This is a genomic window from Pseudomonas sp. Xaverov 83 (genome assembly GCF_019352905.1).
Lineage (GTDB): Bacteria > Pseudomonadota > Gammaproteobacteria > Pseudomonadales > Pseudomonadaceae > Aquipseudomonas > Aquipseudomonas yamanorum.
Map to the genome: position 1 here is coordinate 71,866 of NZ_JAAAFU010000053.1, position 18,728 is coordinate 90,593.

Annotated in this window: 19 protein-coding genes and 1 pseudogene; 14 read left to right on the forward strand and 6 right to left on the reverse strand. The window is 59.0% G+C overall.

Features of this window, described 5'->3' with window-relative positions; genetic code table 11:
• Positions 1 to 20 precede the first annotated feature (20 nt).
• The 4 genes from K0H47_RS17535 (at position 21) to K0H47_RS17550 (ending at position 3,318) form a co-directional block, all read left to right on the forward strand.
• The gene (locus tag K0H47_RS17535; protein ID WP_063031697.1) at positions 21 to 785 is read left to right on the forward strand and encodes a hypothetical protein; all 765 of its coding nucleotides are present in this window, start codon (positions 21 to 23) and stop codon (positions 783 to 785) included.
• A 19-nt stretch (positions 786 to 804) separates the two neighbouring features.
• Entirely contained in the window at positions 805 to 1,239 is a 435-nt protein-coding gene (locus K0H47_RS17540; RefSeq protein ID WP_219273299.1) for a hypothetical protein, read from the forward strand.
• 85 nt (positions 1,240 to 1,324) lie between these two features.
• On the forward strand, positions 1,325 to 1,990 hold the full coding sequence (locus tag K0H47_RS17545) for a response regulator transcription factor (protein WP_219273300.1): 666 nt from the start codon (positions 1,325 to 1,327) through the stop codon (positions 1,988 to 1,990).
• Complete coding sequence (locus K0H47_RS17550; RefSeq protein ID WP_219273301.1) at positions 1,966 to 3,318, forward strand: ATP-binding protein; 1,353 nt, start codon at positions 1,966 to 1,968, stop codon at positions 3,316 to 3,318. The genes K0H47_RS17545 and K0H47_RS17550 overlap by 25 nt, the downstream gene beginning before the upstream one ends.
• Here K0H47_RS17550 and K0H47_RS17555 read toward each other — a convergent pair.
• Both K0H47_RS17555 and K0H47_RS17560 read right to left on the reverse strand, forming a co-directional pair.
• Positions 3,315 to 3,740, reverse strand: coding sequence for a GNAT family N-acetyltransferase (locus K0H47_RS17555; RefSeq protein WP_219273302.1), 426 nt, complete (start codon positions 3,738 to 3,740; stop codon positions 3,315 to 3,317). The genes K0H47_RS17550 and K0H47_RS17555 overlap by 4 nt on opposite strands.
• Positions 3,741 to 4,005: 265 nt before the next feature.
• Positions 4,006 to 4,782 (reverse strand): AraC family transcriptional regulator, encoded by a 777-nt coding sequence (locus K0H47_RS17560; RefSeq protein WP_219273303.1) that lies wholly within the window; start codon positions 4,780 to 4,782, stop codon positions 4,006 to 4,008.
• 211 nt (positions 4,783 to 4,993) lie between these two features.
• Here K0H47_RS17560 and K0H47_RS17565 point away from each other — a divergent pair, with 211 nt between their 5' ends.
• The 8 genes and pseudogenes from K0H47_RS17565 to K0H47_RS31315 form a co-directional block, all read left to right on the forward strand.
• On the forward strand, positions 4,994 to 6,610 hold the full coding sequence (locus K0H47_RS17565) for an APC family permease (protein ID WP_219273304.1): 1,617 nt from the start codon (positions 4,994 to 4,996) through the stop codon (positions 6,608 to 6,610).
• 30 nt (positions 6,611 to 6,640) lie between these two features.
• Positions 6,641 to 7,567 (forward strand): 4-hydroxyproline epimerase, encoded by a 927-nt coding sequence (locus tag K0H47_RS17570; protein ID WP_219273305.1) that lies wholly within the window; start codon positions 6,641 to 6,643, stop codon positions 7,565 to 7,567.
• A 38-nt stretch (positions 7,568 to 7,605) separates the two neighbouring features.
• Positions 7,606 to 8,553: a dihydrodipicolinate synthase family protein gene (locus tag K0H47_RS17575; RefSeq protein ID WP_219273306.1), complete on the forward strand. Its 948-nt coding sequence runs from the start codon at positions 7,606 to 7,608 to the stop codon at positions 8,551 to 8,553.
• Positions 8,554 to 8,731: 178 nt separating this feature from the next.
• Complete coding sequence (locus K0H47_RS17580) at positions 8,732 to 10,303, forward strand: aldehyde dehydrogenase (NADP(+)) (protein WP_219273307.1); 1,572 nt, start codon at positions 8,732 to 8,734, stop codon at positions 10,301 to 10,303.
• Positions 10,304 to 10,306: 3 nt separating this feature from the next.
• Positions 10,307 to 11,560: an FAD-binding oxidoreductase gene (locus K0H47_RS17585; RefSeq protein WP_219273308.1), complete on the forward strand. Its 1,254-nt coding sequence runs from the start codon at positions 10,307 to 10,309 to the stop codon at positions 11,558 to 11,560.
• A gap of 202 nt (positions 11,561 to 11,762) precedes the next feature.
• The gene (locus tag K0H47_RS17590) at positions 11,763 to 12,866 is read left to right on the forward strand and encodes a carboxylesterase (RefSeq protein WP_219273364.1); all 1,104 of its coding nucleotides are present in this window, start codon (positions 11,763 to 11,765) and stop codon (positions 12,864 to 12,866) included.
• A 199-nt stretch (positions 12,867 to 13,065) separates the two neighbouring features.
• Entirely contained in the window at positions 13,066 to 13,608 is a 543-nt protein-coding gene (locus tag K0H47_RS17595; RefSeq protein WP_219273309.1) for a GNAT family N-acetyltransferase, read from the forward strand.
• Positions 13,609 to 13,836: 228 nt separating this feature from the next.
• A pseudogene (locus tag K0H47_RS31315) lies at positions 13,837 to 14,013 on the forward strand (site-specific integrase); the annotation flags it as partial.
• Between the two features lie 329 nt (positions 14,014 to 14,342).
• Here the strand turns inward: K0H47_RS31315 and K0H47_RS17600 are convergent.
• Both K0H47_RS17600 and K0H47_RS17605 read right to left on the reverse strand, forming a co-directional pair.
• Positions 14,343 to 15,011 (reverse strand): hypothetical protein, encoded by a 669-nt coding sequence (locus K0H47_RS17600; RefSeq protein WP_219273310.1) that lies wholly within the window; start codon positions 15,009 to 15,011, stop codon positions 14,343 to 14,345.
• A gap of 315 nt (positions 15,012 to 15,326) precedes the next feature.
• On the reverse strand, positions 15,327 to 15,524 hold the full coding sequence (locus tag K0H47_RS17605; RefSeq protein WP_219273311.1) for a hypothetical protein: 198 nt from the start codon (positions 15,522 to 15,524) through the stop codon (positions 15,327 to 15,329).
• A gap of 202 nt (positions 15,525 to 15,726) precedes the next feature.
• Here K0H47_RS17605 and K0H47_RS17610 point away from each other — a divergent pair, with 202 nt between their 5' ends.
• Positions 15,727 to 16,344 carry a recombinase family protein gene (locus K0H47_RS17610; protein ID WP_219273312.1) on the forward strand — a complete coding sequence of 206 codons (618 nt, stop codon included), beginning with the start codon at positions 15,727 to 15,729 and terminating at the stop codon, positions 16,342 to 16,344.
• A 275-nt stretch (positions 16,345 to 16,619) separates the two neighbouring features.
• Here the strand turns inward: K0H47_RS17610 and K0H47_RS17615 are convergent, their stop codons facing one another.
• Positions 16,620 to 16,991, reverse strand: a complete 372-nt coding sequence (locus K0H47_RS17615; RefSeq protein WP_219273313.1) for a Rap1a/Tai family immunity protein — start codon at positions 16,989 to 16,991, stop codon at positions 16,620 to 16,622.
• 111 nt (positions 16,992 to 17,102) lie between these two features.
• Here K0H47_RS17615 and K0H47_RS17620 point away from each other — a divergent pair, with 111 nt between their 5' ends.
• A complete protein-coding gene (locus K0H47_RS17620) occupies positions 17,103 to 17,849 on the forward strand; it encodes a hypothetical protein (protein ID WP_219273314.1) in 747 nt (248 codons plus the stop codon).
• Positions 17,850 to 18,060: 211 nt separating this feature from the next.
• Here the strand turns inward: K0H47_RS17620 and K0H47_RS17625 are convergent, their stop codons facing one another.
• Entirely contained in the window at positions 18,061 to 18,483 is a 423-nt protein-coding gene (locus tag K0H47_RS17625) for a hypothetical protein (RefSeq protein WP_219273315.1), read from the reverse strand.
• Between the last annotated feature and the right edge of the window lie 245 nt (positions 18,484 to 18,728).

An 18,728-nucleotide genomic window follows, 5' to 3' on the forward strand; every position in this document is an offset into this window, starting at 1 on the left:
GTACAGGAGAGGTAACCCCGATGAATGCCACAGCAGCCCGTTGGCTGAACAAAGTGCCCGAGGTGACGCTGTCATTCTGGGTGATCAAAGTAATGTCGACGACCGTGGGCGAAACCGGCGCCGACTTTCTCGCCGTCGACGCCGGTTTCGGCGTCGGCTGGACCAGCGTCGGCATGGCGACGCTGCTGGCGATCGCGCTGTTCTACCAACTGCGCACCAAGGCCTACACGCCCTGGATCTACTGGCTGACGGTGGTGCTGGTGAGCATCGTCGGTACGCAGATTACCGACATCCTCACCGACAAACTCGACGTCAGCCTCTACACCAGCACGGCGATTTTCTCGGTGTTACTGGCAGTCAACTTCCTGGTCTGGTACCGGTCGGAGCACACCCTCTCGATCCGTGAAATCGTCACCCCGCGACGGGAGTTGTTCTATTGGGCCACGGTGCTCTGCACCTTTGCCCTCGGCACCGCCGCCGGCGACCTGGCTACCGAGGCACTGGGCCTGGGTTTCACCCTTGGTGCCGTGATCTTCGCCGCCCTGATCGCCGCCACGCTGCTGGCCTGGCGCATGGGGGCCAACGTGGTGCCGGCTTTCTGGATCGCCTACATCCTCACCCGTCCGTTCGGCGCGTCACTGGGTGACTTGCTGACCCAGGCCAAGACCTATGGCGGCCTGGGCATGGGCGCCACCTGGACCAGCGCGATCTTCCTCTGCGTCATCGTCCTGCTGGTGACCGCCGCCCAAATCAGCGTCGGCCACCGTAAATCCATCACTCAATAACTCCATCAGGAACGTCCTCATGCGTATTGCACACAACCTTATTCGCCGCGTTGCCATCGTCTCGTCGATCGCTTTGCTGGGCATCGCCGCCGGCTGTTCGAAACCTGCCGACAAGCCGGCTGCAACCACCGGCTATGCCGTGTCCACCCAAAGTCAGTCGGGCTCGAAACTGGGCGACCTGAGCGAGTTCCGCACCATCGCGGCGGACGTGACCGCCCTCGTCAGCAAGAATGACCTGCCCGGCGCCAAAGCCCGGATCAAGGACCTGGAAACCACCTGGGACTCGGCCGAAGCCGGGATCAAACCCCGCGCCGCCAGTGACTGGCATGTGCTGGACAAGGCCATCGACCACGCCCTGGACGCGCTGCGTGCCGGCACCCCGAACCAGGTCGATTGCAAGGCCGCCATGGACACGTTGATGCAAGCGTTTGACTCGATGAAGGCCAAGCCATAACCCCTCGGCGGACAAACCGTCCCATAGGTGCTTCACTACAGGCGCGACGGTCCACCCTCGCGCCTCTTTCATGCAGGAGCGCTTCATGCGGATATTGCTGGTTGAAGACGACCCGATGATTGGCGACGCAATCCAGCGCGCCCTCACCGACGCGAGCTACGCCGCCGACTGGGTCAAGAACGGCCTCACCGGCCTCGCCGCACTGGACACCCATGCCTACGACCTGGTGCTGCTGGATCTCGGCCTGCCCGGCAAGGACGGTCTCGACGTGCTGTCCAGTATTCGCGCGCGCAACAACCCTGTGCCCTTGCTGATCATCACCGCCCGGGACAGCCTCGACGACCGGTTGCGCGGCCTCGACGGCGGCGCCGATGACTATCTGCTCAAACCCTTCGACATGGCCGAACTGCTGGCGCGCATGCGCGCGGTGCTGCGGCGCAAGGGCGGCGCCGCGCTGCCCTTGCTGGGCAATGGCGTGGTCTCACTGGACTTGCTCTCCAAGGAAGCCAGCACCGACGAACACAGCGGCGTGGCCCTCTCCAGCCGCGAGTTCGCGCTATTGCAGGCCTTGTTGATCCGTCCGGGAGCAATCCTCTCGCGCAGCGAACTCGAAGACCGCCTGTATGGCTGGGGCAATGAGGTGGAAAGCAACGCCATCGAGTTTCTAATCCACGCCCTGCGGCGCAAGCTGGGCAGCCACGTCATCAAGAACGTCAGGGGCATGGGATGGATGGTTTCAAAAAACGTTTGACCGAGTCCGTCCAGCTCAGGCTTTCCGTGGCGCTGGCGCTGGCGATTCTGCTGGTAGCGGCACTCGCCAGCCTGTTCGCGTTCGTCTCGGCTTTCGATGAGGCCCACGAACTGCAGGACGATACCCTGCGCCAGGTCGCCGTGCTGTTCGACCGCCAGCACATGACCCTGCGCTACCCCGAAGGCCAAGGCATCGAAGGCGATGACGAAGAGTCTAGGGTGATCATTCAATACCTGGCCGATGGCAAGCATGCAGTGGCCGGCAACGATGAGGTGATACCGCTGCCGCTGCCCACGAGCCTGGCCGATGGCTTGTCCACGGTCGAGGTCGGCGGCGAAGCGTTTCGCGTGCTGGTCCGCACCACCGCACGCGGTGAGCGCATTGCCGTCGCCCAGGAAACCGGCGGCCGCGACAAGGACGCCCGCGAGAGTGCCTGGCGCAGCTTGTTGCCGTTCCTGATCCTGTTTCCGGTGTTGCTATTGGTGGTCAGCGACCTGGTGCGCAAACTGTTTCGCCCCATCGCCACCCTGGCGGCGGAAATCGACCAGCGAGCCGAACAGGAACTGCACCCGATTGATGAACAGCATTTGCCCACCGAGGTACGGCCATTTGTCGTCGCCATCAATCGCCTGCTCGAACGCGTTGCGCAGTCCATGGACAGCCAGCGGCGCTTTGTTGCCGACGCCGCTCATGAGCTGCGCTCGCCGATGACGGCGCTGTCGCTGCAAGCCGAGCGACTGTCGGCCAGCGAGATGCCAACCCAAGCCCGCGACCGCCTGCTGCCGTTGATTCGGGGCATTGAGCGCGGGCGCAAATTGATCGATCAGTTGCTGACCCTGGCCGCCGCGCAATCTGCCGCAAACCGGCCACAGGCGTCGGTCTCCGTGCACGCGGTGTATCGCCAGGTGCTGGAAGACCTGCTGCCATTGGCGGAACGCAAGCGCATCGATATCGGTGCGGAAAGTGTCGAGGACGTGCAGGTCATTATCAACGAGCTGGACCTGTTCACCCTGGTCAAGAACCTCGTGGACAACGCGATCCGCTATACCCCCGAAGGCGGGCGAGTGGATCTGTCGGTTGAGCAGGTGCAGGGCTTCGCGCGGTTGCAGGTCAAGGACACCGGGCCGGGAATCGCGGCCGATGAACAAGCGCGGGTGTTTGATCCGTTTTATCGCAGCCTGGGGACTGAAGAAGCCGGCTCGGGGCTCGGCCTTTCGATCGTCAAGGCGATCGCCGAGCGAACCGGAGCGCGGGTGCAATTGGGCTTCACCGATGAAATCAACAACACCGGGTTGTGTGTCACGGTGAGCCTTGCCTGTAAGCGCTAAGCCAGATGCTTCTGGAAAAAGTGGCGCGTGTGCCCTGGCGGGTAGTCGGCGATACGCCCGAACTCGCTGAAACCCAGCTTCCGGTAGAACCCGGGCGCCTGGAAGCTGAAGGTGTCCAGCCAGATCCCCGCACAGCCCTTCTCTCGTGCCAGCGCCTCCGCCGCGCGCATCAGCCGCGACCCCATGCCTTGGGTGCGCAGCGATTCCGGCACGCTCAAGAGCTCAACGAACATCCAGCCATAGGAGATTTTCCCGTAGAGGCCGCCTACCACTTCCTCGCTCACGGGATCGCGCAACAACAACCCGAAGGTTTCGAACGGGTTCTCACCGCACTGGCTGATGTTGTATTCCCGCAGCGGCTGGAGAATGGCCTGGCGCTCTTGCTCGGTAACCTCGAAAGATAACTCTATCGCCGATTCCATCTCGTTGGACTCCTGACAGTTTGAACACGGCTATGGTTGAAGACGGGCACGACCGCTTCTCTTCTGAACGAATCAGGAGAGTGCCCGGTAGTTTTGTCGGTGATATCCACCACGCAGCCACTCACGGGCACGGACTGGATGACTTGATAAATCGCGCCAACGGCAGGGATAAAACTGACCAGATTTGCGCAACTGCGAAGAGCGTTGGCACCCTCCTTGTTGGCGCCACCGCTGCTCATGACATTCACGTAGATCCAATTAGACATCACTGCCCACCGGTCGCCTGACGATACTGGCGCGGCGTAAACCCGGTCAACGCCTTGAATTGCCGGGTAAACGCACTATGGTCGGTGTACCCACACTGCAACGCCACGTCAGTGATCGGCAGCTCCGTATGCAGCAAGCGATGCGCATGCTCCAGGCGGACCTTCTGGATCATCTGGCGCGGCGTCAGGTGGAATACGCGCTTGCAGTAGCGCTCCAGCTGCGCCACTGAAATCCCGGCAATCCGCGTCAATTCACCCAGGGTGACACGCCGATTGAAATGCGCCCGGATGTGCTCGTCCACCGCCGCCAGCCGTTGATAAGCCGGGTGGGTTTCGCTGGCGGTTTGCAGGTCGACCGAGATGCCCGCCAGGCCGATAATCGCGCCGTCGCGGCTGTACAGCGGCCATTTGTGGGTCAGGCACCAACCCGGCTCGCGGGTGCCGTAGAGGTGCAATTCCAGCTGGTCTTCCAGCACAAATCCCTGCTCCAGCACCCGTCGATCCTGTTCGGTATAGCCGGGCCCCAACTGCGCGGGAAAGACCTCGGCACTGGTTTTCCCGAGCAACGGTTGCAAGTCCTTCAACCCGCACCGCTGCACCAGGGTGCGGTTGGCCAATACGTAGCGCGCCTGCACATCCTTGATAAAGATCGCGGCATTGGGAATCACGTCCAGCATCGGCAACAGCAGCCTGACGCCGGCCAGTAATTCTTCGATGGTGTGCGGACGGTCGGACTCGCTCCCTTGGCACAGGGTTGCGAACGCGCTCTGCATCATGACGCTTTCTCCTGCTTTCAGCGGATAGACCAGACGCCCGGCGGGCGGTGCCTGGCGAGCAGATTGCCCCATGGGCGCCAGCGTGTCGAGTGATCGAAACTGTGCTGATTTCGTCATCGCAGCTTGCGCAAAACATCAATCGCAGCGCCGTTGATGGGTTCACTGTATGGCCACTGCATGCCTATCCAATAACCCACAAGAAGGCGCCGCCATGTCAGCCCAAGGCAAGTTCAAGAAACAGCTTTCATTGATCGACCTCACCTTTATCGGACTGGGAGCGATCTTCGGTTCGGGCTGGCTGTTCGCGGCCAGTCACGTCTCTGCCATCGCCGGGCCGGCGGGGATTTTTTCCTGGTTGCTGGGCGGCTTCGCCGTGTTGCTGCTGGGCATTGTGTACTGCGAACTGGGGGCGGCCTTGCCCCGCGCCGGTGGTGTGGTGCGCTACCCGGTTTATTCCCACGGCCCGCTGCTGGGCTACCTGATGGGCTTTATCACGCTGATCGCGTTTTCAAGCCTGGTGGCGATTGAAGTGGTCGCCTCGCGCCAATACGCCGCGGCCTGGTTTCCCGAGTTGACGCAGGCGGGTTCCAGCAACCCCACCGTCCTCGGCTGGTTCGTGCAATTTGCGCTGCTCTCGCTATTTTTCGCCCTCAACTACCGCAGCGTGAAGACCTTCGCCATGGCCAATAACCTGGTCAGCGTGTTCAAGTTCATCGTGCCGCTGCTGGTGATCGGCGTGCTGTTCACCTTCTTCAAGCCAGAGAATTTCCATACCCAAGGCTTTGCGCCGTTCGGCCTGTCGGGCATTGAAATGGCCGTGTCTGCCGGCGGGGTGATTTTCGCGTACCTGGGCCTGACGCCGATCATCTCGGTGGCCAGCGAAGTGAAGAACCCGCAACGCACCATTCCGATTGCGCTGATTCTGTCGGTGCTGCTCTCCACCGCGATCTACGTACTGTTGCAGACCGCATTCCTCGGCGGCATTCCCACCGAAATGCTCGCCAACGGCTGGGCCGGCGTCGCCAAGGAACTGGCCCTGCCATACCGCGACATCGCCCTCGCCCTGGGTGTGGGCTGGCTGGCTTACCTCGTCGTGGCCGACGCGGTGATCTCCCCCAGCGGTTGCGGCAACATCTACATGAACGCCACGCCACGGGTGATCTACGGCTGGGCGCAAACCGGGACCTTCTTCAAAATCTTCACGCGCATTGATGAAAAGTCCGGTATCCCGCGCCCGGCGCTGTGGCTGACCTTTGGCCTGTCGGTGTTCTGGACCCTGCCCTTCCCGTCATGGGAAGCGCTGATCAACGTGGTGTCCGCCGCACTGGTGCTGAGCTACGCCGTGGCGCCAGTGTCCGTGGCTGCACTGCGCCGCAATGCGCCCGACCTGCCGCGCCCGTTCCGGGTCAAGTGGATGGGTTTGCTCGGCCCACTGTCGTTCATCATCGCCGCGTTGATCGTCTACTGGTCGGGCTGGAGCACCGTGTCGTGGCTGCTCGGCCTGCAAATCCTGATGTTCGTGGTGTACCTGCTGTGCGGCCGTTTTGTGCCGACCCTGCACCTGAGCCTCGGCCGCCAGGTTCGCTCCTCCGCCTGGCTGATCGGCTTCTACGCCGTGACCATCATCCTGTCGAAACTCGGCAGCTTTGGTGGCCTGGGCATCCTCAGCCATCCGTTCGACACCGTGGTCGTGGCCGCTTGCGCGCTGGGTATCTATTACTGGGGCGCGGCCACTGGCGTGCCGGCGCATCTGGTTCGCCTGGAAACCGAAGATGACGAAAGTGAAGCCCCTGAGCCCGACATCGGCCGCGTGCAGCTGGCTTCCTGAGCCTCAGCCCCCCCCTGAATGGACACTGTTATGAAACGAGTTCACATCATCGATTCTCACACCGGCGGCGAACCCACGCGCCTGGTGATGACGGGTTTTCCCGAGTTGGCCGGCGAGACCATTGCCGACAAGCTCGACAACCTGCGCACTCACCATGACCAATGGCGCAGGGCGTGCCTGCTGGAGCCCCGTGGCAACGATGTACTGGTGGGCGCGCTGTATTGCGCGCCGGTCTCGGCCGATGCCACCTGCGGCGTGATTTTCTTCAACAACGCCGGCTACCTCGGCATGTGTGGCCACGGCACCATCGGCCTGGTTGCCTCGCTGCATCACTTGGGGCAGATCGCGCCGGGGGTGCACAAGATCGACACGCCGGTCGGCCCGGTCAGCGCCACGTTGCACGCCGACGGCGCGGTGACGTTGCGCAATGTGCCCGCCTACCGCTATCGCCAGCAGGTGCCAGTGGACGTACCCGGGCATGGTCAGGTTTACGGCGATATCGCCTGGGGCGGCAACTGGTTCTTCCTGGTTTCCGATCATGGGCAGGCGCTGCAAATGGACAACGTCGAAGCCCTGACCGATTACACCTGGGCGATGCTCAAGGCCCTCGAAGCCCAGGGCATCCACGGTGAAGACGGCGCGCTGATCGACCATATCGAACTGTTCGCCGACGACGCCCAGGCCGACAGCCGCAACTTCGTCATGTGCCCGGGCAAAGCCTACGACCGCTCGCCCTGCGGCACCGGCACCAGCGCCAAGCTGGCGTGCCTGGCGGCCGACGGCAAACTCGCCGCCGGTGAACCGTGGATACAAGCCAGCATCACCGGCAGCCAATTCGAAGGCAGCTATGAATGGGAAGGCGAGCGTGTACGCCCTTCCATCACCGGCCGCGCCTACATGACCGCCGACAGCACCTTGCTGATCGACGAACAGGATCCCTTCGCGTGGGGCATCTGAACCGCCCCCGCCCCTTCAATCAAACTGGAGCTGAAACAATGAACACCAATATCTTCACCGGTTGCATCCCCGCCCTGATGACCCCGTGCACCGCCCAGCGCAAACCGGAATTTGACGCCCTGGTCGCCAAGGGCCGCGAACTGATCGATATCGGCATGAGCGCGGTGGTGTACTGCGGCTCCATGGGCGACTGGCCGTTGCTGACGGAAGCCGAGCGCCAGGAAGGCGTGGCGCGCCTGGTGGCTGCCGGGGTACCGACCATCGTCGGCACCGGCGCGGTCAACAGCCGTGAAGCGGTGGCCCACGCGGCGCATGCGGCAAAGGTCGGTGCCCATGGTTTGATGGTCATCCCGCGTGTGCTGTCCCGTGGCGCCTCGGCGACGGCGCAGAAGGATCACTTTGCGGCCATCCTCAAGGCGGCGCCGAACCTGCCAGCGGTGATCTACAACAGCCCTTACTACGGCTTCGCCACCCGCGCCGACCTGTTCTTTGAGCTGCGTCGCGAGTACCCGAACCTGATCGGCTTCAAGGAATTCGGCGGCGCGGCAGACCTGCGTTACGCGGCCGAACACATCACCTCCAAAGATGATGCCGTGACCTTGATGGTCGGCGTGGACACCCAGGTGGTCCACGGCTTCGTCAACTGCAACGCCACCGGCGCAATCACCGGCATCGGCAACGCGCTGCCACGGGAAGTTTTGCAACTGGTGGCCCTGAGCAAGAAAGCCGCCAAGGGCGATGCCACCGCACGCCGCCAGGCGCGGGAATTGGAGTCGGCACTGGCGGTGTTGTCGTCCTTTGACGAAGGCTGCGACCTGGTGCTGTTCTACAAGCATCTGATGGTGCTCAACGGCGACAAGGAATACACCCTGCACTTCAACGAGACCGACGCCCTGAGCGATGCCCAGCGTCGTTATGCCGAGAACCAGTACGGGCTGTTCCGCCAGTGGTATGCCAACTGGTCGGCTGAGCAAAACGTCGTTTAACAATACTCAAGGCAGCAAAGATCAAATGTGGGAGCTGTCGAGCCCCAGCGAGGCTGCGATGGGATCACCGCGCTGTACCTGCCAGACCGCAGCGCCTGCATCGCAGCCTCGCTCGGGCTCGACAGCTCCCACAGTGGATTCTCTTTGCCAAGCCCATCTTTACTTTCAGGACTACGCCATGACTCTGACGGGCACCATGCTGATTGGTCAGCATTCCATTCCAGGCAGCCGCGAGGCAATCCGGGCGATCAATCCTGCCACCGACACTGCACTGGAACCCGCCTACGCCGGCGGCACCACCGAGCATGTGGAACAAGCCTGCGCGTTGGCATGGAGTGCCTTCGATACCTACCGCGAAACGCCATTGGCGGCTCGCGCCGAATTCCTTGAAACCATCGCCAATGAAATCGAAGCCCTGGGCGATGAGCTGATTGAACGGGCGATGGCCGAAACCGGCCTGCCCCGTCCACGCATCCAGGGCGAGCGCGGGCGCACCTGTCACCAACTGCGCACCTTCGCCCGCACCGTGCGCGCGGGTGAATGGCTGGATGTGCGGGTTGATACCGCGCAGCCTGATCGCCAGCCCCTGCCCCGCTCGGACCTGCGCCAACGCCAGGTGCCGCTGGGGCCGGTGGCGGTATTCGGTGCGAGTAATTTTCCGCTGGCATTCTCGGTGGCCGGCGGTGATACCGCCTCGGCACTGGCGGCCGGTTGCCCGGTGATCGTGAAGGCTCACGGAGCGCATCCTGGCACCAGCGAACTGGTGGGTCGCGCGGTGGCCAAGGCCGTTCAGCAATGTGGCTTGCCTGACGGTGTGTTTTCGCTGTTATACGGCTCGGGACGCGAAGTGGGTATTGCGCTGGTCTGTGACCCACGTATCAAGGCCGTGGGTTTCACCGGTTCGCGCAGCGGCGGCATCGCCTTGTGCCAAGCGGCCCAGGCGCGTCCCGAGCCGATTCCGGTATATGCGGAGATGAGTTCGATCAATCCGGTCTACCTGTTTCCCGCCGCGTTGAGCGCACGCGGTGAAGCTTTGGCCCAGGGGTTTATCGCATCCCTGACCCAAGGCGCCGGCCAGTTCTGCACCAATCCCGGACTGGTGATTGCTGTTGCGGGGCAGGCGCTGGACCACTTCATCGACAGCGCTGCCAATCTGCTTCAGCGCAGCGCTGCCCAGGTCATGCTTACACCGGGAATCTTCAAGGCTTATGAAGACGGCATCAGCGTGCTGGCGAAGCAGGCTCATGTCGCGGGCAAAGGGTTGGCGGCGCAAGGCCCGAACCAAGGCCAGGCCCACCTGTTTGTGACCCACGCAAAAGATTTTCTCGCCAACCACGGCCTGCAGGCCGAGATCTTCGGCGCCGCCTCCTTGATCGTGCAATGTGCCAACGCCGATGAAGTCCGCCAGGTCAGCGAACACCTGGAAGGCCAGTTGACCGCCACCCTGCATCTGGATGGCGACGATCTGGACGTCGCCCGCGCATTGCTGCCGACCCTGGAACGCAAGGCCGGTCGCTTGCTGGTGAATGGCTGGCCGACCGGCGTGGAAGTCTGTGATGCAATGGTGCATGGCGGGCCCTTCCCGGCCACCTCGGACTCGCGCACCACCTCGGTGGGCACCGCCGCCATCCTGCGATTCCTGCGGCCGGTGTGCTACCAGGATTTCCCGGACGGCTTGCTGCCGACGGCACTGCAACATGGCAATCCATTGTTGTTGCGGCGCTTGCTCGACGGTCAGAGAGAAGCCTAGGCCATGAGCGATAACGTCATTCCAGACATCGCCGTGGTCGGGGCCGGCATCATCGGTGTCGCCTGCGCGCTGCAACTGGCACGCCAGGGGCTGAGCGTGGTGGTCATCGACCCACTGGAACCCGGCCACGGTGCCTCGTTCGGCAACGCCGGGCACCTGGCAACCGAGCAAGTGTTTCCCATCGCGGATGCGTCGATCCTTACACGCTTGCCAGCCATGCTCATGGACCCGATGGGCCCGCTGCGCCTGGACTGGAAATACCTGCCACGTGCGCTGCCGTGGTTTACCCGACTGCTGTTGAACCTGCGCCCGGCGGCCTTCCAGCGCACCGTCGCCGGGATCCGTGCCCTCAACGAAAGTAGCCTGGGCGCCTGGCACCGGCTGCTGGAAAGCATCAATCGTCCCGGGCTGATGCGCGAAGACGGCTCGTTGCTGATCTTCGAGCGCCCCGACTCCCGTCAGGCCATCGACGCCTTGCAGGCACGCATGCGCCAGCAAGCAGTGCCGGTGGATTACTGGCAGGCCAGTGCGGTACAGAAGGTAGCGCCGCAACTCAGCGAAGGAATTCAGGGCGGGTTGTTCTTTCCCCGCACCGGGCATTTTCTCGACCCCTACCGGGTGGTGTGTGAACTGGTGGAAGCGGCCAAGGCCTGCGGGGTGCAATTTCTCAAGCACTCGGTTTTGGGTGGGAAGCTGGATGAGCACGGTGTTTCGCTGAGGACCGACCAAGGCGCGGTCGCGGCGCGTCAGGTGTTGATCGCCTGCGGTGCGCATTCGGCCAAATTGACCGCCGAACTGACCGGTAAAAAGGTCCCGCTGGATACAGAGCGCGGTTATCACTTGATGCTACCCAATGAGCAAGGGCGGCTACCGTTCGCCGTCACGTCACTGGAGCGCAAGTTCATCATGACGCCCATGGATGGAGGATTGCGGCTGGCAGGTACCGTCGAGTTTGCAGGCCTTGATCGCCCGCCGAACATGGAGCGCGCGTGGCAGTTGCACCGGCTGAGTCAGGGGCTGTTTCGTCGTGATTTGAGTGCCGAAGATGCGACGCCGTGGATGGGGTTTCGCCCCTCCCTGCCGGACTCGCTGCCCATCATCGACAAGGTGTGCGATGGCAAGGTCTTGCTTGCGTTTGGGCACCAGCATCTGGGGCTGACGCAGGCGGCGGTGACGGCGGAGTTGATTACACAGCTGGCAACGTCTGCGCCCAACGAGTTGCTGGCACTTGAGCCCTATCGGTTAGACCGTTTCTGAGGTCATAAGAAACGTCTTGCTACTGTTTCGCACTATCGGCGATACAAGGCAGGTCATTATCGTGCATGACCTTACGGTTACGCTCCGCTGAGAACCTGTCTTGAACAAAAAACCTTATATGCAGCCCCGCAAAACGCTCTGGAGCGTTGCTGGCGGCATCCTCGCCTTTTTGCTCTGCACGAGCGCCATCGCAGAACCGGGCATGCCGCTGGGCCAGAAATCATTCGAAGCGTACCGTCTCGATACTTTGCAATGGCTGCGGGACCATCGCGACTTCCAGGGCACCGACAGGGAAGCCGAACTCAACTGGAACGCACCACAAGAATGGCGCCCCGTAGGCGCCCCTAAGCGCGGGATCATTCTGGTGCACGGCCTCGGCGACTCACCCTGGTCCTTCCACGATATCGGCAGCGCACTGGCTGCCCGCGGCTTCCTGGTAAGGACCGTGCTGCTGCCCGGCCACGGCACACAACCGGCCGACATGCTGCAAGTACGTATGGAAGACTGGCGCCGGGTGGTGGACGAACAGGCCGCGATCCTTCGCGCAGAAGTGGGCGAGATTTACCTCGGTGGCTTCTCCACCGGTGCCAACCTGGTCCTCGACTACGCCTACAAACACGACGACGTCGCCGGGCTGCTGCTGTTCTCCCCCGCCTTCCAGTCCAGCATGACCTACGACTGGCTGACCCCCCTGATCAGTTGGGCACGCCCGTGGCTGCTGGCGCCAGACGCAAGCCGGCCACAACAGAGCCTGGTGCGCTACATGACCGTCCCCACCAATGGCTTCGCCCAGTTCTACCGCAGCAGCCGAGTGGCTCGCCAGGACCTGGAGCGTCGTCCCTACGCCAAACCGGTGTTCATTGCCGTCGCAGCCCACGACTCAGTGCTCGATACGAACTATGTGCTGGAGACCTTCCAGCAACGCTTCAGTAATCCCTACAGCCGCTTGGCCTGGTACGGAACACTGCCGGAGAGCGCCTGGGACACACAGCGGATAAAAGCGCGCACCGACTACGTGCCGGAACTGCGGATCAGCCAGTTCTCACACATGGGGTTGTTGTTCTCACCCGACAACGCGCTCTACGGCGAACAGGGCAGCCTGCGGTTTTGCTGGAACGGCCAGACGGAAGACGCCACCCGCGCCTGCGAACAGGGGTCAGAGGTGTGGTATTCGGACTGGGGTTATCGCGAGCCGGGCAAGATGCACGCGCGGTTGACGTTCAATCCGTACTTCAACTGGCAGCTTGGGCTGATTGATGAGGTGCTGGGTAACCTGGCTCTGGCGGGTGAAAACGTTGGGCGCTGAAACCCTTTCACATTCCTTTCACAGATGAACACCTATGGTTTGCCTGCTCCTGGTGAAACTCTAAAGCCCGCGCCCCCATCGCGGGCTTTTCTTTGCCTGTGATTCCAGCCAGGCAGCGCCGAGGCGGTACGTCTTCATAAATGGCATGCAACGGCGTTACCCTGACTGCTTTCCGCTCAGGCTAAGGATCAGCGCCAACATGCGAATTCAAAAACCTCCAGCCGTGGACCATCTGGATATCTCCCTGCGACAACTGGAGCGATCAGATATACCTGCGTGGTATGCCTACCTTTCACAAAGAGAAGTCATTCAACATACAAGCTGGGACTTGAAAACCGAGAATGACCTTTTGCCATTATTTGACGAACTGGACTCGACCCGCCTTTCTTCAAACAGGCGCTTGGCTATCACTCATGGGGCAAACCGCGAACTCATCGGCACAATCGGGTTCCACACGATCTCCGACAAGAACCGAAGCGCGGAGATAGCCTATGACCTCTCACCTGCTTACTGGGGCAAAGGCATTGCCAGCGCAGTGTGCGCTGCGATAACTCAGTGGGCATTCCTGGAATATGGTTTTTTGCGGGTACAAGGCACCGTTCTCGTGACGAACCCTCGCTCGGCCAACGTCCTGAAAAAATGCGGGTTTCAGTACGAAGGAACGCTGAGGTCATTCCGTATGGTGCGTGGCAGCCCCGGGGACTTTGAGATGTACGCGCTGTTGGATACCGACCGAACCTGAGAGGTTTGCCTGGCTTTTCCTAGCGACACACCCAAACGACAGACAACAAAAAAGGGCCCACCTTTCGGTGAGCCCTTCTAGACCGCCCAGCAGAGCGGATTTTGTTTGGTAGGCGCGATTGGACTCGAACCAACGACCCCCACCATGTCAAGGTCTGCTTGAGCAATCTGCAAGCCTTGCTGCTCTTGGTTTCAACAGAGCGCCCATTCACATTATGAGGCGTCAAAAATGGCCAACATCCGCTCACTTCCCTCCGGAAACTGGAACGCCCAGGTACTGATCAAAGGTAAAGCCCCACAATCGAAAACCTTCAGCACCAAAGCTGACGCAGAGTCATGGGCGAACCAACTCGAATCTGTAACGATGGACCGCAAGCATCACACTATTTACACGCTGGGCATGACCGACTACTGGCGAAGATGTCCCCGACGATGCAGCTCATCGTTGAACTGTTGTCAGCGATCGCTGACGGTGAACTACTGAATGCGAACGCATTCCTTTATGCACAAAAATCCAAGATCAAGATCAAAGGCAGAAGCGGTTCTGTGGTGATCCCATTCCTTACTGGCTTCGGTAGGACCGGAGGTCTGGTGGCGATACCTCCACCGGGATGTGGGATAGCCTTGGAAGCGAATCAACTTCACAGCTCGCGCTGTCCCCCCTCCCCAGTAGTCATGTTGGCCAATACGGTAACGTATGAAGCGGACTATTTGCCTGTGGTAGGTGATCAATACTCAAGAGTTATGTGTTCTTCCTTGCTGACATTGGTGGTACAGCCAATTACGGCAATCTGCAAAGAGCTGATTATAGCCCTCTATAAGGCGTGTTAGGCTTACGTTATAAAACACCGGCTCACTCTCTAGATTTGCTCCTTTTAAATTCAAGGCGAGTATTAGAGGCTCATCTGCACCTATTCTGGCAAGGTCAGATTGGATGACGGAGTGTTTGAAGGTGTTTGAGAGATCATTCAGAGTCCGAAAAAGATCAAGGTGTCTTGCGAATATTTCATCTGGTCCATTGTAGTTTTGTTTAAAGACATGTCCGAGGCAGTCTACCTTTATCTTGCTTGGGTATTCGCCAGTGGTTGCCAATTGCTCTAGGCACCAAATGAGTGCTACCAATTCATCCGCTATCCTCCGCAACCCAATGACCGCATACTCTGTGGCGAAGCGATGTGTATTGAAAACATCTTTCATACTGTCTTCAATATCACCACGAATAGTTGCATTCCACGTTTCGTGACTAATGATGATTTGCCTATTGGCTTCATTCAGCCTCGAAAGCATATCCATCCATTTGAGCTGAAAGTTACCGTACGGTGTATCTGCCGGAAGAGGAAGCAGCATGCTTACATTCAACGGCTCTTCTGGTTGCTTCCCGATATCAACGAGGCAAATGGTCATGGTGACTCCCTTCATGATGAAGTGTTTACTGTACCGGTTGGTAATCCTTTCGGTAACCTCAATTAACCCGGTGAAATCCACCCAATACCCATGGCCGCTGTAGGCGTTCCATACGAGTGTGAGAGTTGTGGCACGTCTGTAACCCAGTGTTTCCGTAGGGTGTGGAGGCTGGTTGGCTAAGTTCGACGTTGTGCTAGGTATCAGAGCTGGTTTCTTGCACAGAATTCGCCACTCCGGCACCGAATCACCGTTTTTCAGCAGTACGGCAACATCCAGCCCGGCCCATGGTGTGAGCCGGGTTCGATGAGGGGGCGCTTAGCCCTTAGTTATGCCAATCCGTTTAACTTCATCGTATATCGCGCTGAGAACAAGCCAGAACCCAGCGAACACAGCGCCAATGACAAAGCCACCAACACCGCCCATTAGCCCGTATGCGTAGTAGCCAACGAACGCCAATATCGCAATGGCGAAGTAGCACAGGAAGTCGTTTAAGCGAATGATTCCATCTTTCATGGGTAGCTCCTTTTCTGTGAGAAGTCAGATTGCCACTACCAGTCTGGCGCGTGCAATGGTGTTCATCGTGCGTACCGATATGGGTATACCTCATCGAGTACCGTTCATCTGGTGCTTGGAGTGTACCGATAATATCGCTCTAATAACCCTAATCAGCACACCTATAATCGGTGTATTCAAAACGATACAGGTGAGGGTTGGGATGTTTGTACGTGCATATTTGCGGGCATCGGCTGATGACCAAGACGCCACAAGGGCAAGAGATCAATTGAAGGCTTTTGCTGCTGAACATGGTCAACGTGTTGCGGCGTGGTACATCGAAAACGAATCCGGCTTAACTCTTCAACGTCCTGAACTGTTCCGTTTGCTGGATGATTGCGAAGTCGGTGACATTTTGCTGGTTGAGCAAGTTGACCGCTTGTCGCGTTTCAATGAGGCTGATTGGAAAAAGCTCCGTACCATCCTCGACACCAAGGGGGTTCTGGTAGTGGCGTTGGACTTGCCAACTAGCTATGTCGCAATGCAGCCAGTGCGTAAGGGAGATGACTTCACAGGGCGTATGCTGGCCGCGATCAACACCATGTTGTTAGATATGTTGGCTGCTGTTGCACGAAAGGATTACGAAGACAGACACCGCCGTCAGGCTCAGGGCATCGAGAAGGCCAAGGCTGCTGATGTGTATCAGGGGCGTCCAGTCGACTTGAAACTGCATACCCGTATTAAAGACTGCCTAGCCAGTGGCATGTCTCTCCGCAAAACGGCTGCTAATGCTAGATGTGCTTTGAGTACAGTCCAACGTGTAGCCAAAGCGAGACCGTAACGCCCCACGAAGTCCGCCACGAGCGGGCTTCGTTGCACTTGACTCAAGGACAGCGCCTGGCTCAACGCCTGCCAGAATCGAGACCAGCGGCACCCAGCAACCCACTTACTTGTATAAAGCTGCCGCTTTCGATGATCGGCAGCGTCCACCGTTAAGCCGTTCCAGCAAGTATCTGGGTGTCTCGCTTATTTTTCCCAGCTGAAATCTCAATCGCCCATCGAGTTGCACTCTTTTCTACGTCGCGGGCACGGGACTTGCCCAAAAAAACAGGCTGGTTACGTACATGGATAGGCTCGCTGTAACGCCAGAAGCACAACAGCACCGTCATCAAGGTGGAGCTTTTCCGGGTTCGCCGTCATGAACTTCACAGCTATTCTTGCAGCCTGCAAAACCGAAACTTCTTGGGCTGGTAGGCATGTCCTAGATTGCTTTGGCAGGCTTGGGTTGGTCAGTCCTTGTAACGAAGACACGCCGTTGATGACCCCGAAGCAGTAGCCAGCCTTGTATGCGTCGCCATCTTTGCCATCGCTATCAATGTAGCGAACTGCTGATTGGCATGCTTGGAGTAGCTCGTTTCCATTCGCCAATGCCTGACCACTTCCCATGGCTGCTGCTAGTGCTATCGCTACTGCTATCCCTGCTTTCATGGTTGCTTCCGGTATGTGTGGTCTGGCGATACTACCGCTTGAAATAGCCCGATGCCATCATGCAGGTTGACCTGCTAGCATGCTCCCACTCAATGGGATGCGGTGCTTACGATGGATGATGAAGGGGACTTCAAAAAGGCACGTGGCTTCCTGCTCACGTATTCGGCGCTGGTGTTGGCGCTTTGGTATTTCGGGGCCGATCTGACTGAGTTCAAGCTAATGGGCAACGACATCAAGCTTCACCAGCGTACCGAAAGTGTTTGGTTGGTGCTTGCAGCCCTCAATGCGTATTTCTGGTTCCGGTTTGTGCAACATATCCCGAGTGGCAGTTTCCGATTTGATAGGCCCATGAATCATCTGTACGACCGTGCGTTGATCACAGCGGCCATATGGACAAAACATTTTGAGCTAAAGAGATGCGTTGAGCGAGTTCGTGTACCGAATGAAGAGGTGAAATTTAATAGAGGGTATGCCGAACTCACCTGTTACGACCGATTGAAGCAAGACCGCAGGGAACAGCCGGAATCAGAGATTCAGTTGCACGATTACAGCCGGGCAAAGCGAACAGAGATAAAAGTTTCAGGTCATTACCGCTACACAGATGGTGGGGCTTGGGTGAGATCTGGACACTATGTACGTCTTGAGGCGTACGTGCCTAGCGCACCTGTAACTTGGACGGTGAAGGTTTATTCGACAATTAAAGGCGCATTTGTCACCCCTTGGTTTACCGATCATATCGCTCCACTGGTGTTTGGCTTGATCAGCACGGGCTTTGCTTTGTGGAAGTGGTGTGACATGAATTTCTTCACCACTACTCTGCATCACCTTGCCCAATCATGTGCTGGCTTAACCCATTGATTTAAGTGGGGTCATACAAGTGCTGATATAGCGCTTCGCTATCAGTCATACCCAATAGATAGATCAAGGTCAAAGGCCAACAGCTGGATCTTTGGGCACAGAGTATTGGTCGATAACAGACCGTGACCCTCAGCCAAAGGTGATCACTTGTCAGCGGCGCTGACTATTAACTGGTGCCGTAGCGGGCGAGGATACATCCGCGATAGCTCACTCACGACTTGCCTAGTAATGCGGTAGCCAATGGCACTACGATTGAAATCAGGACGGCTATGAAGGATAGGACGGTCGCCCATTTGAATTTACTGCTTTCCTCTTGCAGCCCTGCCAACACAGACGCAAGAAGCGGGAAGTTCACGCAGTGCCTGTCAGGACCAACACCCAACGAGAAGAATACGACCTTACTATCATCATCTCTTTTATAGCCGTATTTCTGCTCCAAGTGGTAGTAGAGCCTTCCAAAAACGATGTCACTATCCACGCCCAGCTCCCTAGCAATCATCTTGCAGTCGATGGGAACATGGATTTTACTCACCCGCCCGTTTTGAACGTCGGACTCCTGCGCGAAGTCCTTAAACTCTTCGTAGTACAACTTGTAGATAACGTTGATAATCTTAAGATCAGAGGGTGGCTTCATGCGATACATCCTTGTGAGCGATGATCAAGCTTACCGCATCTACGTCGGACCGTTTTGCCAAGACCTCCCACCTGAATTCAAGCGCTTCGCCGTACTCCAAGACGACCGATCAACGGCGTTCACATTGCCCAGTGTGAACGAGCCCGATATTTTGTGAACGTTCTGAAGAAATCCAAGACAACAAAAAAGGGCCCACCTTTCGGTGAGCCCTTCTAGACCGCCCAGCAGAGCGGATTTTGTTTGGT